17 protein-coding genes are annotated in these 17,060 nt (G+C 40.3%); 11 read left to right on the top strand and 6 right to left on the bottom strand.

All coding sequences use genetic code 11. From position 1 onward, the window contains the following. The first annotated feature begins 401 nt into the window (after positions 1–401). Entirely contained in the window at positions 402–1,103 is a 702-nt protein-coding gene (locus IQ276_RS33805; RefSeq protein ID WP_190880612.1) for a M23 family metallopeptidase, read from the top strand. 336 nt (positions 1,104–1,439) lie between these two features. Here IQ276_RS33805 and IQ276_RS33800 read toward each other — a convergent pair whose 3' ends face one another. Next, a complete protein-coding gene (locus IQ276_RS33800) occupies positions 1,440–1,976 on the bottom strand; it encodes an HNH endonuclease (protein ID WP_190880614.1) in 537 nt (178 codons plus the stop codon). Positions 1,977–2,683: 707 nt separating this feature from the next. Between IQ276_RS33800 and ligA the strand changes: the two genes are divergently transcribed. Next, positions 2,684–4,723, top strand: a complete 2,040-nt coding sequence (ligA, locus tag IQ276_RS33795; protein WP_235116197.1) for an NAD-dependent DNA ligase LigA — start codon at positions 2,684–2,686, stop codon at positions 4,721–4,723. A 101-nt stretch (positions 4,724–4,824) separates the two neighbouring features. On the opposite strand, the gene IQ276_RS33790 is transcribed toward ligA, so the two are convergent. Next, positions 4,825–5,286, bottom strand: a complete 462-nt coding sequence (locus tag IQ276_RS33790) for a DUF3598 family protein (RefSeq protein WP_193923347.1) — start codon at positions 5,284–5,286, stop codon at positions 4,825–4,827. Positions 5,287–5,587: 301 nt separating this feature from the next. Here IQ276_RS33790 and modA point away from each other — a divergent pair, with 301 nt between their 5' ends. Both modA and IQ276_RS33780 read left to right on the top strand, forming a co-directional pair. Then, positions 5,588–6,382: a molybdate ABC transporter substrate-binding protein gene (gene modA, locus IQ276_RS33785; protein ID WP_193923341.1), complete on the top strand. Its 795-nt coding sequence runs from the start codon at positions 5,588–5,590 to the stop codon at positions 6,380–6,382. Positions 6,383–6,640: 258 nt separating this feature from the next. Continuing rightward, a complete protein-coding gene (locus IQ276_RS33780; RefSeq protein ID WP_190880622.1) occupies positions 6,641–6,802 on the top strand; it encodes a hypothetical protein in 162 nt (53 codons plus the stop codon). A gap of 86 nt (positions 6,803–6,888) precedes the next feature. Here the strand turns inward: IQ276_RS33780 and IQ276_RS33775 are convergent, their stop codons facing one another. From IQ276_RS33775 to IQ276_RS33765, 3 genes are all read right to left on the bottom strand, one after another. After that, positions 6,889–7,446, bottom strand: a complete 558-nt coding sequence (locus IQ276_RS33775; RefSeq protein ID WP_193923337.1) for a peroxiredoxin — start codon at positions 7,444–7,446, stop codon at positions 6,889–6,891. A gap of 57 nt (positions 7,447–7,503) precedes the next feature. Beyond that, positions 7,504–7,746 carry a regulatory protein SipA gene (gene sipA / locus IQ276_RS33770; RefSeq protein WP_190880625.1) on the bottom strand — a complete coding sequence of 81 codons (243 nt, stop codon included), beginning with the start codon at positions 7,744–7,746 and terminating at the stop codon, positions 7,504–7,506. Positions 7,747–8,177: 431 nt separating this feature from the next. After that, entirely contained in the window at positions 8,178–8,678 is a 501-nt protein-coding gene (locus tag IQ276_RS33765; RefSeq protein ID WP_193919318.1) for a Spy/CpxP family protein refolding chaperone, read from the bottom strand. 201 nt (positions 8,679–8,879) lie between these two features. On the opposite strand from IQ276_RS33765, the gene IQ276_RS33760 reads away from it, so the two are divergent. Together IQ276_RS33760 and IQ276_RS33755 are read left to right on the top strand one after the other, a co-directional pair. Then, on the top strand, positions 8,880–10,145 hold the full coding sequence (locus tag IQ276_RS33760) for a sensor histidine kinase (RefSeq protein WP_373690634.1): 1,266 nt from the start codon (positions 8,880–8,882) through the stop codon (positions 10,143–10,145). Continuing rightward, on the top strand, positions 10,142–10,807 hold the full coding sequence (locus IQ276_RS33755; RefSeq protein WP_193919322.1) for a response regulator: 666 nt from the start codon (positions 10,142–10,144) through the stop codon (positions 10,805–10,807). Before IQ276_RS33760 ends, IQ276_RS33755 begins: the two co-directional genes overlap by 4 nt. Before the next feature lie 231 nt (positions 10,808–11,038). Here IQ276_RS33755 and IQ276_RS33750 read toward each other — a convergent pair whose 3' ends face one another. Continuing rightward, on the bottom strand, positions 11,039–11,464 hold the full coding sequence (locus IQ276_RS33750) for a nucleoside deaminase (protein ID WP_193919325.1): 426 nt from the start codon (positions 11,462–11,464) through the stop codon (positions 11,039–11,041). Between the two features lie 88 nt (positions 11,465–11,552). Here IQ276_RS33750 and IQ276_RS33745 point away from each other — a divergent pair, with 88 nt between their 5' ends. The 5 genes from IQ276_RS33745 to glgP all read left to right on the top strand — a co-directional run bounded on the left by IQ276_RS33745 (position 11,553) and on the right by glgP (position 16,978). After that, on the top strand, positions 11,553–12,344 hold the full coding sequence (locus IQ276_RS33745) for an ion transporter (RefSeq protein WP_190880635.1): 792 nt from the start codon (positions 11,553–11,555) through the stop codon (positions 12,342–12,344). A 296-nt stretch (positions 12,345–12,640) separates the two neighbouring features. Next, entirely contained in the window at positions 12,641–13,486 is an 846-nt protein-coding gene (fghA, locus tag IQ276_RS33740) for an S-formylglutathione hydrolase (protein WP_193919326.1), read from the top strand. A 307-nt stretch (positions 13,487–13,793) separates the two neighbouring features. Next, positions 13,794–14,024 (top strand): addiction module protein, encoded by a 231-nt coding sequence (locus IQ276_RS33735; protein WP_193919328.1) that lies wholly within the window; start codon positions 13,794–13,796, stop codon positions 14,022–14,024. Further along, positions 14,021–14,326, top strand: coding sequence for a type II toxin-antitoxin system RelE/ParE family toxin (locus IQ276_RS33730; RefSeq protein ID WP_193919330.1), 306 nt, complete (start codon positions 14,021–14,023; stop codon positions 14,324–14,326). The genes IQ276_RS33735 and IQ276_RS33730 overlap by 4 nt, the downstream gene beginning before the upstream one ends. Before the next feature lie 438 nt (positions 14,327–14,764). Beyond that, the gene (gene glgP / locus IQ276_RS33725; protein WP_235116196.1) at positions 14,765–16,978 is read left to right on the top strand and encodes an alpha-glucan family phosphorylase; all 2,214 of its coding nucleotides are present in this window, start codon (positions 14,765–14,767) and stop codon (positions 16,976–16,978) included. Positions 16,979–17,060 lie beyond the last annotated feature (82 nt).

Raw genomic sequence — 17,060 nt, 5'->3', positions numbered from 1 at the left:
GATTTCAACACTTTAAAGAAGTTCCCATTCAGATGCGGTACAACATCATATCGCAAGGTGTAGGGGCACGGCAATGCCGTGCCCCTACGGGTCTACTTAATATAAGATATAATTTATACTTAATTTTTTAGGTTATTAGAAATTTATATTATTATCTAATTTTTCATTTTTTTATTTAAACAAATAATTAAAATTTGAAAAGCAAAAATCTGGTAGTATGTATTGAGATTACTTTAATTTAGTAAATCTTAAACTAAGATAATACATTAGATAATAAAAAAATATAACTAATCTGCTATCTTTGGTAGTGAAAAATTTTCATTTTTGATCGTGATTTTAAATCATCTAGTCAGAAAATTAGTAAAAAATAAATAATCTTGTTAAATTTGGGAATCAAAAAAATGACGAAGAGGCAACAAAGAGTAGTACTTTCTGGAGCCACACTGTTGATATTAGGATTGGGTTTGGTAAGTTTAATTACTCTATTGCCTAAGCCAGAAATAGTTAGAGCTAGAGAAGTTCAGCCAAAGAAAGTAGCGAGAGCTAATGGTTGGCTAGCAGCTTCTTTCCCCGTAGAAAACTTTCAAGCTTACACATCTGGTTTTGGTTACCGTCCCTCGGCTACTGGCGGTTCTAATTGGGAATTTCATGGCGGCTTAGACATGGCTGCTCCCCAAGGTAGTTACATTCGTAATTGGTGGGTAGGTACAGTAATTAAAGTTGGCGATGGCAACGCTTGCGGTTCCCATATAGTAATTAAATCAGGAGAATGGGAACACACTTATTGCCACATGGAAGGAAACGTAGAAACTGCATCTGGTCGTCGTTATTTGATTGACCGCGCAGGTGGAATTCAAATCTGGGAAGGTCAGCAAATACCGACTGGAGCCAGAATTGGTAGGGTGGGAATGACTGGACGCACCACTGGGCCACATCTCCACTGGGGACTAAAATATAGCAATAATTATGTAGACCCGGCACTTGTTTTGCAAGCAATGTTTTCCCAGCAAAAAGTTTCTAGTAGAGCGACTTCAAGAGTACGTTCTCAACAATCAAAAGTTGTAATTCAAGATTCAAAAGTTATTCGGGATTCTGGTTATTAGTCAATACAGTTCTGTTAAAGCTTAATCCTCTTAGCGTTTCGCGTAACGCACCATTCTTAAGGATTTAGTCCGTTACGCTGTCGCTAACGCACCCTACAAATATTTAATTTTGTTCAAAAATCAAACCGGATTCCTATAGATTGTTTTTGTTGGGTAGGGTGGCAAATTTTTCAAATAAATCGGATTAGCGTAGGCGTAGCCCAACCCAGGCATCGCCAATATGAGTTACCATTTTTGCTCAAACCATAGAGTAGGGAACATTGCTGTACCCCCACCCCATAGTTCAATTAACTGAAAATAGCTGTATATTACCGTCTAGGCAGATAGCCGAGTGAATTACTCGTTTTCATTCAGGCGTTGTACGCTCCAAAACTGCTCTGCAAAGGCGACGGCGGGGTGAATTGGAGCTTTGGGTTTGCTTTTGAGTACCATAGAGGCTTCATGAAGTAAGCGATCGCTCTTGGTTGAGTTACACCTCTCGCAAGCAGTGACAACGTTATCCCAGCTGTGCTGTCCACCTTTGGAACGAGGAATCACATGGTCAAGGGTTAAACGCTTACCGCTACCACAGTATTGGCAAGTGTGATTGTCTCGCTTGAGTACTTCACGACGATTCACCGGAGGTACTTTCCAGTGTCGTTCTGGATTACCCGTTGTTAAACGAATGTGTTCCGGAACTTGTAGTACAACACTGGGTGAACGAACTTCCCACTGCTTTGTACTGCCAAAATCCAATGATTCTGCTTGACCTGTAACTAACAGTACTATTGCTCGTTTGATGTTGATGCGTGCCAATGGTAGGTAGTTCTTGGAGAAGACTACCACCGAATTTTGTAGTATGTGTGGTTGCTGAGTTTGCTGCTGGACTTGCATGTGTAAAAACTCCTCAAAAAAATAACCCCCACTTCTGGTTATCAGCAGCGGGGGTCAGGTCGTTGGTACTTTTTCCCTAGTTATGGGTGCTATGAGACAGTTGCACCTCCCGCTGTGAAGAATAATTCGATCTGGATTCAGCCAAAGAGCGATCGCTCTCAAAATGCTTTCACTTGCAGATTGAGCCACTAATAAGCGATACGTCCTCTCAAAGGCACACGCGCCCAGTATTCTGCCTGAACCCTTCCTGGGTTGACAATGCATCACGCTATCTATGGTTGAAGAGAATTTGCCGATCATCGAAACCTTGTAGTATTTGTAGTTGGAACTAATTTTATAATACAGGTTGTAGTATTTATTTGTCTAGTGGGAATATTTCTGGGGGATGAGGGCAGATAATAATTTGCCGAATATCTAAAGCTTGAACAGCATATTCTTCAATTATGACACTTTGTCCGGCATTAGTTACCCCAAATGAATCTTTTGTAAAGATTTCATCTCGACTTTATGCAATTCATTAGGACTGTGTTAACTGTACCGATGAATGGGACTATTGGTATTAAATTTAGTAACCTAGTAAAAGTAGATGTTTTTTGTTTCAAGCCAGAGCCACTCGACTATCAGTCTAAGGTTACGCATCCACAACCTGCCAGAAGCAGGTTTTATCGTCTTTAACTTCTATTCCTAGATATTTTACAAAAAATCTAATGACACAGATTCAGTCTCAAGTCAAGCGCACAGAAGAACTGCGCCAGTTATTGCAACAAGCCAGCTATGCTTATTACGTCTTAGATGCTCCAATTATGGAGGATGCAGTCTATGACCAGTTATATCGAGAATTACAACAACTAGAAATTCAGTATCCAGAGTTAACGACACCAGATAGTCCGACTCAGCGCGTGGGTGAGAGACCGGCAACTCAGTTTACCTCGGTGCGCCATAATATTCCCCTCTACAGTTTGGAGAATGCATTTAATATCAGTGAGTTGCAAGCCTGGGAACAACGTTGGCGGCGACAAGTACCTAAACCTGACTCAGTGAAATATGTCACCGAATTGAAAATTGATGGTTCTGCCTTGGCTCTGACGTATCAAAATGGAATTTTAGTTAGGGGTGCAACTAGGGGTGATGGGGTGGCGGGTGAAGATATCACCCAAAACGTGCGGACAATTCGCTCAATTCCTCTGCGGTTGAATTTTGAAGGTTTAGAAATTTTAGAAAGGGTGGAAGTCCGAGGCGAAGCTTTTTTACCGTTGGAAGTGTTTAAACAAATTAATGAGGAAAGGCAAAAAGCAGGTGAGCAATTATTTGCTAATCCTCGGAATGCCGCAGCTGGTACACTCAGGCAACTAGACTCGCGCATTGTGGCTAAGCGGCGATTAGATTTTTTTGCTTACACCTTGCATATTCCTGGTAGAGATGACACCAGTATTGCTAATACTCAATGGGAAGCTTTGGAATTGTTAGAAAAAATGGGTTTTCGAGTCAACCCCAACCATAAATTGTGTGCTTCCCTAAAAGAAGTGGCAGAATATTACGAATACTGGGATACCGAACGGCTGAATTTACCCTACATGACTGATGGGGTAGTAGTGAAGTTGGATGCTTTTAAACTTCAGGAACAGCTAGGCTTTACCCAGAAATTTCCCCGATGGGCGGTAGCTTTGAAGTATCCAGCCGAAGAAGCGCCCACCCGTGTGGAAAATATAGCTGTGAATGTGGGGAGAACCGGGGCGTTAACGCCGTTAGCCCAGATGCGTCCTGTACAACTGGCGGGGACGACAGTTTCTCGCGCTACTTTACATAATAGCGATCGCATTGCTCAATTAGATATCCGCATTGGCGATACTGTGATTGTCCGCAAAGCTGGCGAAATCATCCCAGAAGTGGTGAGGGTACTCAAAGAACTTCGTCCTGCTGACACCGAACCCTTTATCATGCCTACCGATTGCCCAGTCTGCGGTCAATCGGTGGTGCGAGAATCAGGTGAGGCTGTGACTCGCTGCGTCAATGCTTCTTGTGCAGCGATTCTCAAAGGTTCCATTGAACATTGGGTAAGTCGTGATGCCTTAGATATTAAAGGCATGGGAGAAAAGTTGGTATACCAACTCGTTGATAAAGGTTTGGTGCATTCCGTTGCCGATTTATATGAGTTGACAGAAGAAAGATTATATGATTTGGAAAGAATGGGGAAAAAATCCGCAGAGAAATTAGTGGATGCGATCGCTCAATCAAAAAACCAACCTTGGTCAAGGGTATTATATGGTTTAGGCATCCGTCATGTAGGCAGTGTGAATGCTCAATTGTTGACTCAGAAATATGCCAAGGTGGAAGAGTTAGCTACAGCAAAACAGTCAGATATTGAAGGCATTTACGGTATTGGTGCTGAAATTGCTCAATCTGTTTATCAGTGGTTTCGGATTGATGCCAACCAAACCTTAATACAACGATTGCAGGCAGAAGGATTGCAATTTACTGCCACAGAATCAACGGAAACAGATAATAATAGTAATCAAAAGTTCGCTGGAAAAATTTTTGTAATTACGGGTACGTTGCCGACCTTAAAGCGGGATGAGGCTAAGTCGTTGATTCAAAAAGCTGGGGGCAAAGTGACTGATTCAGTCAGTAAAAAAACAGATTATTTGGTAGTAGGAGAAGATGCGGGTTCTAAGTTAGAAAAAGCGATTTCGTTGGGAATTATGCAGTTAAGTGAAACGGAGTTATTAGAGATGGCTAATAATTCGTAATTCGTAATTCGTAATTCGTAATTACGTTTTGTAATGGGGATTTAACCCCGACACAAAACGTTCTGCCGTAGAGGCAGGGGAATTAAACCCCCAAACTTTGTTCAAGTAGAAATCCGCTTTTCAACTATTAACATTAAGCTTTTCAATTTCCCATCTTCTGTAAAACTTTGGACATTGCGACATTTATTATCGTTATTTATAAGATTAATCATTTCTGTTGCGAATAATTGCCCCGTCGCTTTATCCCAGACATTAAAAATGATAATTCTATCCCCATGTTCGCGTGCAATAGTCGTGAAATTTTTCCATGCGGGAACATCTACTGCTTCTATTTCTATTTCATCATTACTAATTACCTTACCAACAAAACTGTTAGTGAAAATTCTACCGTCGGCATAATGGTAAGTATTGGTTTGTAACCATTGATTGTCAACTATTTTTTGTGTGATTTCTGCTTCAAAACGTTCTATTTCTTGAGCATTAGGGTCCATTCTTATCCAATAGCCTGACCAAGTGCCAATATGTTTGGGGAAAACCTGAAATTCAGTCAATTGTTTTGGCATATTGCTAATACAAACAAAGTTTGTCTACATAGCTTGTTTTCATTAATTGCGATTTCAAGCGAACTGTTGAAAAAGATTATATATCTTGTGCGAAATTAAGTAAAACACATGCCTCAAACCCTTGTGCTGTAAGGCATCGACACACCTAAACGAAAAATATGGCGTTTCGGCGATTCCGCGAGGTGTGTAGATGAACATCTGATACAAAAATTTTACCGATATAGTTGGGTAAATATTGGTATTTTTGGTAGGATTCTACCTAGCATCAATTTTATCAAAAAACCTCTCAAGCACCTTTTCCATGAAAAGAAGACAAATTCTTGGCTTCCTGGGTATAGTAGTTGCTGGCTTATTGCTGGCAATTGGGTTACCGTTAGTTACTCCTTCTCCCGTAATCGCCCAGTCTAACAACATACTTGTGTCAGCCGCCGCTAGCTTAAAAGATGCGCTGGAAGAAATTAAGCCTCTGTACCAACAAAGTAAATCAGATGTGAATGTTACTTATAATTTTGGGGCTTCTGGTGCCTTGCAGCAACAGATTGAACAAGGTGCCCCAGCGGATATTTTTATTTCGGCTGGTAAAAAACAAGTAGATGCCTTAGAAACAAAAGGACTCCTTTTGCCAGGCACCCGCACTAATCTAGCAAATAACCGTCTGGTTTTGATAGTAGCTCAGGATGTTGAGGGTATCACTAGCTTCTATAATTTAACAGATGCCAAGATTAAGAAAATTGCGATCGGTGAACCCAGAAGCGTGCCCGCAGGGCAATATGGAGAGCAAGTCTTAAAGAAATTGAAACTTTACGATCGCCTTAAACCCAAATTAGTCTTTGCTAACAATGTGCGTCAAGTCTTAGCAGCAGTAGAAACCGGTAATGCCGAAGCCGGTCTAGTTTATGCCACTGATGCCAAAATCTCCAACAAGGTAAAAGTTGTAGTCGCTGCTGATGAGAAGTTTCACTCACCGATAGTCTATCCGATGGCAGTACTCAAAAGCAGTAAAAATCCTTCTGCGTCCAAAGAATTTGTCCAGTTTTTATCTAGCGCTCAAGCTAAAGATATACTCAAAAAATATGGATTTATTGTGTCTAAATAACTAGCAGCTTGTTCGATAAACTCCAGTGAAGTACACCCGTAGGGGCACGGCATTGCCGTGCCCTTACCCTCGCAATATAATGTTGTACCGCATCTGAATGGGAACCGCTAATATAAGCGTTAGGAACAAAAAAATATTCATTACAATAATGTCTATTTAAAAAGTATGTAAATACTAAAATGTATAACTTTTGGTTGATGAGATTGCTAGCTAATCAAAGGAAAATTCTCGTAGATTTTAAAAATCTCCCGAAAAAATATGTCTAGAATCACAATCACTAACTTGCAACCTGACAATCAAGTTAAAGAACAGAAACTATCTGAGGCGGATCTGAAGGCAATCGTTGGAGGAATTGAAGTGAAGCTTCTAGGTAATAATTTTGTTGAGTTGATATTCAAAGGTTTTATATTAACGATTTAATTTTAGCAGCACATTCAAAAGACAAAAATTCTACAATAATTAAGCGTAACCCAGTGTATTTGTTGGGTTACGCTTTTCTGTTGTATTTAAGAAGCTGCCGATTGTAACTTTTCTAGTCGTGCTAATACTTCTGAACTGTGAATAGTTGGGTTGACTTTGACAAAAGTTTCGCGCAAGATGCCTTGAGGATCGATGATAAAACTGTGGCGCATAGATAAGAAACTCAGCCACGAACCGTAAGCTTTACTCACTGAACCATCAGTATCAGCCAACAAAGGGAATTTTAGTCCCTCTGAATCACAAAATTTAGCGTGGGAATCAATATCATCAGCACTGACACCGAGAATTTCGGTGTTTTTTTCCAGATACTTGGGTAAGTCTTCCTGAAAACGACGAGCTTCTATAGTACAACCAGAGGTGAAGTCTTTGGGATAAAAGTATAAAACTACCCACTTACCACGAAAGTCAGAGAGGGAAATTTTGCCATCACCTGTGTTAGTTGGCAAAGTAAACTCCGGCGCCGGTTGATTAATTGTAGGAAGTTTACCACCAAGAGCGTCGGCAGTAGGGGTAAAATTCAGCCAGCTAATAATAGAAATACAGCTGGCAAATAATATGCTTAAAAAAGTGCGGCGGGAAATCATGGTGCAAACCAGAATGACAACTTTACACAAGTTTACAATTCCTGGTTGCTACTAATCTCACTCTGAGTCAGATTGGGGAGGAATATCTGTGCTTTCGATGTATTGGCTATCTAGGAGAAAGGCTCCTTTAGAGAAGCGAATACCCCAATATCCACCAGGTCTACGGTCAAGAACTATACCTTCTTCGCCAATCCGAATCACATCGGGGGGGCGCAGCATGGGCATAGGTTCAGCGGTTTTAACGTAGGGTGGTAATGCTACGACACGGACTTTACTACCAATAGGGAATTCTTTAGACATCTTGAAAAAGCTAGCTTCAAAATAGGGAGTGGGGAGTGGGGAGTGGGGAAGAAACCTTTTTTATGTTTGGTTGGGGGATTTTCCCGTGATTGACTAGCTTAAAAATAGGGAGTGGGGAGTAAGGGTTTAGCAATGCTAAACCCTTACGGGGTCTTGGGGGTCAAGAGATTCTTATTATATGAACTTCTCGCTTGAAAGTCTATGCATTGGATATGGGGTATGAAAATAGGGAAAGGGAAAGGAGATGAACTTTTTCTCCTTTCCCGTCTTCTGCAAGAAGTCTGTATAACTGTTTAATTCTTGGCTATGGAAAAAAGTGCCTGGACATCAGTCAAGGGTAAGTGCCACAGTATTTCCGGATTATCTAGCTTGGGATGAGATGGGCGATATTGCCCATCCCAAACTATTAACTCTTTTTTTAAGATTAAAAATTATTGAGGATTGCGTTGTTGACGACGCTGTTTCATGTTCTGTTGGAATTGTTCTAGTTTTTGCCGTTGTTCAGGGGTTAAAACTGCTTGAATCTGTTGTTTCTCTGATTCGCGGATTTGTCGCATTTGGGTTTTTTGTGCTTCAGTCAGATTTAAGTCAGCAAACTTCTTCCATACACCTCGACTCTGACCTGGTTGCTGTTGACCTTGGCCTGCTTGGCGTTGAGTCTGACGGGCTTGCCTTGCGGTCTCTAACTTTGCTTTTTGTTCTGGGGTGAAAACTGCTTCATATTTGGCGCGGCTATCACGGCGAATTGCCTGAATTTGGCTTTTTTGTGCATCGCTTAGTCCCAACTCTGCCCAAGGACCCTTTGGTTTTTGTGGAGTTTGTGCGAGTAGCAGGGGTGAAGGAGAGGCTGTTTGAGCTACCACAGCAAAGGAAGTTGCAGTTAAACTTAAAGCGATCGCTCCAGCAATTAATGATAATGTTTTGAGTTTCATGACTGATCTCGTGGTTCTTGCCTGTTTGGATGCCACCATCATAAGAATTTTTCTTCAATTGTCACATGAGGAGAAAGTCACGGTTATGCCCATGACTTTAGTCATGATTGAATTATGACTAATGTGACTGACAATAATAAAAGTTAGAAGTTAAGAGTTAGTAATTAATAATTGAGAGTTAGCAATTAGGTGTTTATCATGATAAATCCTCTAATTCAAATTAAAAAACATCCTTTTCCATCTCTGCTTTATTTAGAATGGATATTACTGGCAATCACTGCTTTAATAGCAGTTATACCACCTCCTGTACGGCGATTTCGCCCTAAACGAACAGATGTATCAATTTGTAGTACATTTCCAGATTTATCAATTTGTAATTTATTGCCAGAGTTATCAATTTATAGTCTGATTATTTTTGCATTAATGGGCTTATGGTTACCCAAAAATAATCTAAAAAGTAAGTTGATATACACATTTATTCAAATTTTATTGATTTTATTGATCGGGCTTTTTGGTGAAAGATTTGCTCGTCTTTTTCCGTTTCTTTACATAATTTTAGTGACTCGCAGTTGTCTAATTTTTAATTTACCTGGGCGTTTATTCATTACAAGTCTGTCATTTACTTTATTTCTGCTGACTACACAGTTAAAATATCAGTTATTCAGTTTTCAATCTTCACCACAAGCTCAAGAACGTTTTCGATTTTTCAGCTTAAACTGGTCATTGGTGTTTGGTCTGAGTTTAGTTTTTGTGTTGTTGATGATGAATGCGGTATTATCTGAACGCCACAGTCGGGAAAAACTAGCTATTGCTAATGAAAAACTTCGTCAATACGCCATGCGGATTGAAAATCAAGCTACCTTGGAAGAACGAAACCGCATTGCACGTGAAATCCATGATTCATTAGGACACTCTCTAACTGCTTTAAATCTACAATTAGAAACTGCTTTAAAATTGTGGCCATCTAATCCAATGAAAGCTGAGACATTTCTGGCAACGGCAAAGGAATTAGGTTCAAAAGCGCTCAAAGATGTCCGTCAATCTGTTTCAACTATGCGTTCCAACCCATTACAAGAGCAATCTTTAGAACGTGCGATCGCTGGTCTTGCAGAAGATTTTCATCGCTCAAATGGTATTCTACCAATTTATCAAATCAATCTTGAATATTCTTTACCGCCTGAAATCAACACTGCTATTTATCGGATTATTCAAGAATCTTTGACAAATATTTCTAAATATGCATCTGCAACGGAGGTGAAAATAGAACTTACTACCATCAGAAGCAATTTACGATTGATAATTCAGGATAATGGTAGAGGTTTTGATATCAGGCAAAATACTACTGGTTTTGGACTTCATAGTATGCGCGATCGCACTTTAGCACTTGGGGGTGAATTTAATATTAATAGCACTCCTGGTTCTGGTTGCAAAATTATAGTTAATATTCCTTTAACGAGGTTGACATGACCATTAAAGTATTGCTGGTAGATGACCAAAGTTTAATTCGTCAAGGATTAAGAGCATTATTAGAACTAGAACCAGATTTAGAAATAGTAGGAGAAGGAGAAAATGGTCAAGAGGCGATTAATTTGATTGCTGAACTTCAGCCAGATGTTGTATTATTAGATATCAGAATGCCAATTATGGATGGAGTTGCAGCTACACGGGAAATCCAAAAGCATTTTCCCAAAACGAAGATTTTAGTACTGACAACTTTTGATGATAATGAATATGTCTCGGCAGCTCTGCAAAATGGAGCAATGGGTTATTTATTGAAAGATACACCCTCAGAAGAATTAGCTGTGGCTATTCGCGCTGTTTATAAAGGATACACTCAATTAGGCCCAGGAATAGTCAAAAAATTGTTGACTCAATTTTCTCATTCTACACCAACTCAGTCACCGCCTGTACCATCTAGTTTAATTGAACTCACTCCCAGAGAAAAGGAGGTTTTGCGGTTAATTGCTACAGGCGCTAGTAACCGAGAAATTGCTCAGGAACTTTACATTTCTGAGGGAACAGTAAAAAATCATGTTACCAATATTTTAAACAGGTTAAATTTACGCGATCGCACTCAAGCTGCTATTTGGGCAAATACCTATTTATCCTATTTGAATGAGCTAAGTTAGATAATTTATAATTCTTCGCCCACCTACTTATACAACCGAAAAATCAAAAAAAAAGCAGGCGATCGCTAGAAATTGCGAACCTACCATTTTGATTAAAATTATAAATTCCTAAGACGCGATAAATCGCCGTCTCTACAAAGGAATGATTATTGTAGAGACGGCGATTTATCGCGTCTAGTGCCTTAACCGAACAGTATTGGGGCTACTCCTAAAAATAAGTTTTTTGATGGCTTATTTAAATAATTCCAAACATTCGTTTTTTAAAACGCCTTTGCTGACTTTAATTTTTCTAAGTGACTGAGCAATCACTTGTTCACAAGATATATTAATTTGTGATTGATTAACCGAAATCAAATCTTCAATTGAAGCACCATATACAATTTCTGATAAACCACTCCAAACACAAGCAGATGCACACATCGGACAAGGTTCGCCAGTTGTATATATGCTATAACCTTCTAAAGAGGGGTTTTTAAGTTTAGCTGTTAAACGACGAATGACGTTGATTTCCGCATGGGCTGATGGATCGTTGTCTGTTTTGACAGTATTATGAGCTACGGCAACGACTTCGTTATCTTTAACAATTACTGCACCGTAAGGCGCATCGCCTTTTTTGGCTTCTGCCAATGCTAAACGCATAAAATATTCTGAGTTCATATAAGCTGGAGATAACATCAGGATAAGGTTTAATAATATCGTATTTCTAATGCTATAACTAGGAATTAAGATTAGTTAATGGTCGAATATGCTACTGAGTAGAGAAACAACAGAATTTTACTTAAAAGACTTGGAAACACCTTTAGGTCAAGCCATTAATTTAACACTTGCCGCTTTGGTGCTAGTTTCATCAGGAATTTTTGTGGCAGAAACTTATAATATTCCTGATTATGTCCGCTTTCAGTTGAACGTCGCTGATACTGCGATCGCCATCATTTTCCTCGTAGAATATTCACTCCGTCTATGGAGTGCGGAAAATAAAATTAAGTATATTTTTAGCTTTTATTCGATTATTGACTTAATGGCAATTTTACCATTGTTTTTAGGAATAGTGGATATCAGCTATATCCGCCTACTGCGATGGTTTCGGATTTTACGATTAATCAGATTTATAGATCGAAAATTTTTATTCGCCAGTATCAGCACTGAAGATGGCATGATTTTCGCGCGAATATTATTTACATTATTTGCAATTGTTTTTGTTTACTCTGGCTTAATTTATCAAGTCGAACATCCGGTTAATCCTGAAAAATATGCTACGTTTTTGGATGCATTTTATTTCTCTGTTGTCACAATGACAACTGTAGGATTTGGCGATGTGATTCCTATTTCTGAATTAGGACGCTTGCTAACAGTACTGATGATTTTTACGGGAATTGCGCTGATTCCTTGGCAAGTGGGGGATTTGATTAAGCAAGTGGTGAAAACAGCTAATCAGGTAGAAACAGTGTGTTCAAATTGTGGTTTGGCTTTTCACGATGTCGATGCTGTGTTTTGTAAAAGCTGTGGAAGTAAGTTACCTAGTCGAAAGGTTAATTGAGAGATGCTTTACCTTGAATATTACTAAATAGCTAGATTTAGAATCCCAAATTTTTTAAGAAGTCGAAAATTTGGGTAAAATCTTTTGTTGAAGTAACTGCCATTACACCCTAGAATAATTTAATTTTTACTTTCTAAATAACTTCTTAACGTCGATTTAACTTATATAAATCTAAAGCAAAAAGTTTAGATCATAATATGCCCAAAAGCCTGCACTGAATGTTTCAATACAAATGCGTGTAGTTCACGGTAAAATAATCTTTCTCTGGCAAGCACTCAAGAAAGACAATATAACCAATGTCTAACCTCAACCTGATTTCAGAATATAAAAGCTTTGGTGGTAAAGTCGGCTTTTACAGTCATTCCTCCTCAAGCTGTAACGGTGAAATGCGCTTTTCCATCTATCAACCACCACAAGCAACTAAACAATCTGTGCCAATTCTCTATTTTCTCTCTGGTTTGACTTGCACAGAAGAGAATTTTATGGTGAAGGCGGGAGGAGTGCAGCGCTTTGCAGCTGAGTATGGTTTGATACTGGTTGTACCAGACACCAGCCCGCGGAATACTGGTATTCCAGGTGAGGATGATGATTGGGACTTTGGCACTGGTGCAGGGTTTTATGTTGATGCGACTGAGGAACCGTGGCGCCAATACTACCAAATGTATAGTTATGTTGTTGAGGAATTACCTGCTTTAATTACTGCAAACTTCCCAGGTAAAGCTGATAAACAAGGTATTTTCGGTCATTCAATGGGGGGACATGGGGCGTTAGTCTGTGCAATGAGAAATCCAAAACTCTACAAATCAGTATCAGCTTTTGCACCTATCACTGCACCTATGCGTTCTCCTTGGGGTCAAAAGATTTTCAATGCTTATCTTGGCAGCAATCAAGAAAGTTGGCGGGCTTATGATGCTAGTGAATTAGTTAAAAAAGTAGGATATCACAGTTCGATTCTCATTGACCAAGGCACGACCGATAAATTTTTAGCTGAGGAATTATTCCCAGAAGTGTTTGAACAAGCTTGTGCAGATGTTAAGCAGCCGCTACAGTTACGTTACCAAGAAGGCTATGACCACGGTTATTATTTCATCTCTAGTTTTATTGAAGATCATATTCGCCACCATGCGATCGCTTTATTATAGAAATTTGCAAGTATGTGATAATTTCGATGTGTGAACTATAGCAATCCGATTTGATTTGGAGAATCACTGGTAGAGGTAAGGGACTGGGGATTGGGGACTGGGGACTGGGAAGAAGGAATAAAGGTGTACCTAGCTTCCTAAAAATCAAATATGAGTCCTATAGCTCCAATTTCGTTCATCGCTTTGATACCCATCCACTCTATAGAATTTAGGAACAAAGAATGCGATCGCAATTTACCTGTAAAGCAGTTAGGATCGGATAGTCGAGCCTATAATTAAATTAGAATTGTTCGGGAGACTCCAAAGCATGAGTGAAACTGCCCAAAAACTTAAACTCGAACTTTCTCAGCTTTCTGCAAAAGAACGTGCTGAAATTGCCTACTTTTTAATTCATTCTCTAGATGAAGGTATAGATGATAATCTAGAAGCTGCTTGGGATACGGAATTAACCCAACGGTTGGAGGATATTAATTGCAAAACAACTATTGGGGAACCATCATCTCAAGTTTTTTCTGAGTTACGAGAAAAGTATTCGTGAAGTTTATTATTATCCACACCGAAGCTAGAAAGGAGCTTGATGCTGCAATAGCTTACTATGAAGCTCAAAAAGTAGGTTTGGGGCTAGATTTACTGTCTCAAGTGGAAAAAGTTATTCTGAAAATTCAGCAAAACCCCAATTTAGGAACCCCACACAAGATTGAAGGAATACGTCGTTATGCTATTCAACGTTTTCCCTATCTGATTTTTTATACTGAGCTTGAAGAAGTTATTTGGGTTATTGCGATCGCCCATAGTAAACGCAAACCTAATTACTGGAAACAAAAAAATATTGAAATTTAATAAACAAAAGACTCTGCTTTTAGTAATACATTGTGGTGTTTGGGCTAGTTCGATTTTGCCATTTTTATCAAACAGAATTCAGGAGTCAGGAGTCAGAATTCAGAATGAATATAACTGTTATCAAGATATATCAATAATTTTGGTTCCTAATTGTTAGTACTTAAACAAATATTAACAATAACATAAAAAAATTAAAATAATGTCAACGAATTTGATATAAAAAAATATCAAAACTGTCCAAAAATGGGGATAATTTTGAGAAGACGAAAACAATAAAAACCATTTACTTGGATAAGGTTTGATGTCGATAAACTGCTCTGACTTCAGGGGAGGATTCATAAATGAAAACTCCGGTGTCATAAACCTGAAGAGGAATCGGTTGCGAGCAGATGATGAGTGAAATACAGAAAAAGTTAAGCGCGAGGACATGGATTTAGTATGGTTAACAGCAGTGCAATCACCCCAGCACGACGCTTGAGTGAAAAGTTACCTTTACCGCTCAAACGTTTAGCAGATTTGGCTTATAACTATTGGTGGAGTTGGAGTGGCGATCGCGTTTCTTTATTCCAAACCATCGATCCCCAAGAATGGGAACGCTGTGGGCATAATCCAGTGGCGATTTTAGAGTCGGCAAGCTACGAGCGTCTTACCCAATTAGCAGAAGATCCATTCTACCTCAAGCAGATATCCGCCCTGGCGCGTGAGTTTGACCAATATATTAAACAGCAAGATACTTGGGTCAGTCGAGTTGCACCGCAAGTATCCAAAGACCACCCCATTGCCTATTTTTGCGCGGAATTTGGCATTCACGAATCCCTACCCGTTTACTCTGGTGGCTTGGGGATTCTGGCTGGGGATCACCTGAAATCATCATCGGATTTAGGTGTACCGATGGTTGGTGTGGGCTTGTTGTATCGCCAAGGTTATTTTCGGCAACGCTTGAACCGCCACGGTTGGCAAGAAGATTATTATATCGACAACCCCTTCCAGCAAATGCCCCTAGAGTTAATTAAAGATGACCAAGGGGAAGCGGTGACTATCCAGCTACAAGTCCGCCAGCGGTTGGTAAAAGTGCAAATTTGGCGAGTGCTAGTCGGGCGAGTGACATTATATTTATTAGATAGCGATCGCAACGATAACGATCCCATTGACCGCTGGCTAACAGGACACCTATATGGCGGTAACTTAGAAACCCGCATCGCCCAAGAAGTTGTCTTGGGTATTGGTGGTGTCCGGGCTTTGGACGCCTTGGGAATTCAACCTTCTGTCTATCACCTCAACGAAGGACACGCTGCATTTTGCACCTTGGAAATTGCCCGCTTAGAAATTGAGCGCACTGGCAAATCCTTCTACGACATCGAAGCCAAGGTGCGAAACAGCTGTGTATTCACCACCCATACCCCCGTTCCCGCCGGTCATGATGTCTTCTCACCCGATTTAATTGACTCCTTCTTTGCTAGCTATTGGCCGCAATTGCGACTTTCCCGCGAGCAATTTTTGGCATTGGGTGCAAGGCGACTGGGCGACCCTTGGGAACCGTTTGGGATGACCGTTTTGGCGCTGCGGATGTGTCGGGCTTGTAATGGCGTCAGTGAATTGCACGGTCAAGTTTCCCGTAAGATGTGGACAGTTCTTTATCCGCAGCGATCGGAAGACACAGTACCAATTGGTTATATTACCAATGGCGTTCATGCACCGACTTGGACTGCACCCCTGTTGGCTGACTTATATAACGAGTATCTGGGAGAAGACTGGAAAACTCGTGCTGTCGATCCCAAGATGTGGGCTAAAGTTGACGAAATTCCCGATGAGGAACTGTGGTCACGACATCTTATTCTCAAAGAACGATTGATTGCTTTCACTCGTTATAAGGTAAAGAAATCACGGGAATTGCGTGGTGAAAATCAGCAACTCATTCAAGCAACTGACAGCTTACTCGATCCCAATGTATTAACCATTGGATTTGCCAGACGCTTCAGCCCTTACAAACGCGGGGATCTGATTTTGCGCGACGCCCAACGGGCATTAAAGATTTTTGGTAATGCTCAACGTCCAGTACAAATTATCTTTGCAGGAAAAGCCCACCCAGCAGATGAAGAAGGCAAGCGGATTATCCAGCGGTTAATGGAATGGTGTCACAATTCCGGCATTATTAACCGAGTCGCCTTTATTGAAGATTACGACATTTACACTGGACAAAAATTGGTGCAAGGTGTGGATGTTTGGTTGAATAATCCCCGTCGTCCCTTGGAAGCTTCTGGTACAAGCGGGCAAAAAGTCTGCTTCAACGGTGGTCTTAATTGCAGCGTTCTGGATGGCTGGTGGTGCGAAGGTTACCAAGCCGGCAAGGATGGTAAAGGAATTAACGGTTGGGCAATTGGTGAAGATGCTCATACTAGCGACCAAGAATTGCAAGATCGGATTGATTCGCGATCGCTTTATCAGTTGTTAGAAGAAGAAATCGTTCCTTTATACTATGACCAAGACGCTCAAGGTATTCCCCACCGCTGGGTGCAGATGATGAAAACGTCGATTAAGACAAATGCGCCGTTATTCAACACCGACAGAATGATTGCTGACTACGTTTCACAAGTGTATGTCCCAGAAATTTCTAAAACTGTGGAACCGATTTTAGCGAAAGTTTTGCTTTAAAGGGCATGGGGCATTGGGCATTGGGCATGGGGCATGGGGCATTGGGCATTGATTATTTCTCCCCCTGCCTCCCCTGCCTCCC

The organism is Desmonostoc muscorum LEGE 12446 (assembly GCF_015207005.2).
Lineage (GTDB): Bacteria > Cyanobacteriota > Cyanobacteriia > Cyanobacteriales > Nostocaceae > Nostoc > Nostoc muscorum.
The sequence above is the reverse complement of the archived record's forward strand: the minus strand, read 5'-3'. Positions and strand labels throughout refer to the sequence as shown.

Bases quoted from the DNA above. Each gene is read 5' to 3' on its own strand.
- IQ276_RS33805 (WP_190880612.1), top strand. From the start codon at position 402: ATGACGAAGAGGCAACAAAGAGTAGTACTTTCTGGAGCCACACTGTTG.
- IQ276_RS33800 (WP_190880614.1), bottom strand. From the start codon at position 1,976: ATGCAAGTCCAGCAGCAAACTCAGCAACCACACATACTACAAAATTCG.
- ligA (WP_235116197.1), top strand. From the start codon at position 2,684: ATGACACAGATTCAGTCTCAAGTCAAGCGCACAGAAGAACTGCGCCAG.
- IQ276_RS33790 (WP_193923347.1), bottom strand. From the start codon at position 5,286: ATGCCAAAACAATTGACTGAATTTCAGGTTTTCCCCAAACATATTGGC.
- modA (WP_193923341.1), top strand. From the start codon at position 5,588: ATGAAAAGAAGACAAATTCTTGGCTTCCTGGGTATAGTAGTTGCTGGC.
- IQ276_RS33780 (WP_190880622.1), top strand. From the start codon at position 6,641: ATGTCTAGAATCACAATCACTAACTTGCAACCTGACAATCAAGTTAAA.
- IQ276_RS33775 (WP_193923337.1), bottom strand. From the start codon at position 7,446: ATGATTTCCCGCCGCACTTTTTTAAGCATATTATTTGCCAGCTGTATT.
- sipA (WP_190880625.1), bottom strand. From the start codon at position 7,746: ATGTCTAAAGAATTCCCTATTGGTAGTAAAGTCCGTGTCGTAGCATTA.
- IQ276_RS33765 (WP_193919318.1), bottom strand. From the start codon at position 8,678: ATGAAACTCAAAACATTATCATTAATTGCTGGAGCGATCGCTTTAAGT.
- IQ276_RS33755 (WP_193919322.1), top strand. From the start codon at position 10,142: ATGACCATTAAAGTATTGCTGGTAGATGACCAAAGTTTAATTCGTCAA.
- IQ276_RS33750 (WP_193919325.1), bottom strand. From the start codon at position 11,464: ATGAACTCAGAATATTTTATGCGTTTAGCATTGGCAGAAGCCAAAAAA.
- IQ276_RS33745 (WP_190880635.1), top strand. From the start codon at position 11,553: ATGCTACTGAGTAGAGAAACAACAGAATTTTACTTAAAAGACTTGGAA.
- fghA (WP_193919326.1), top strand. From the start codon at position 12,641: ATGTCTAACCTCAACCTGATTTCAGAATATAAAAGCTTTGGTGGTAAA.
- IQ276_RS33735 (WP_193919328.1), top strand. From the start codon at position 13,794: ATGAGTGAAACTGCCCAAAAACTTAAACTCGAACTTTCTCAGCTTTCT.
- glgP (WP_235116196.1), top strand. From the start codon at position 14,765: ATGGTTAACAGCAGTGCAATCACCCCAGCACGACGCTTGAGTGAAAAG.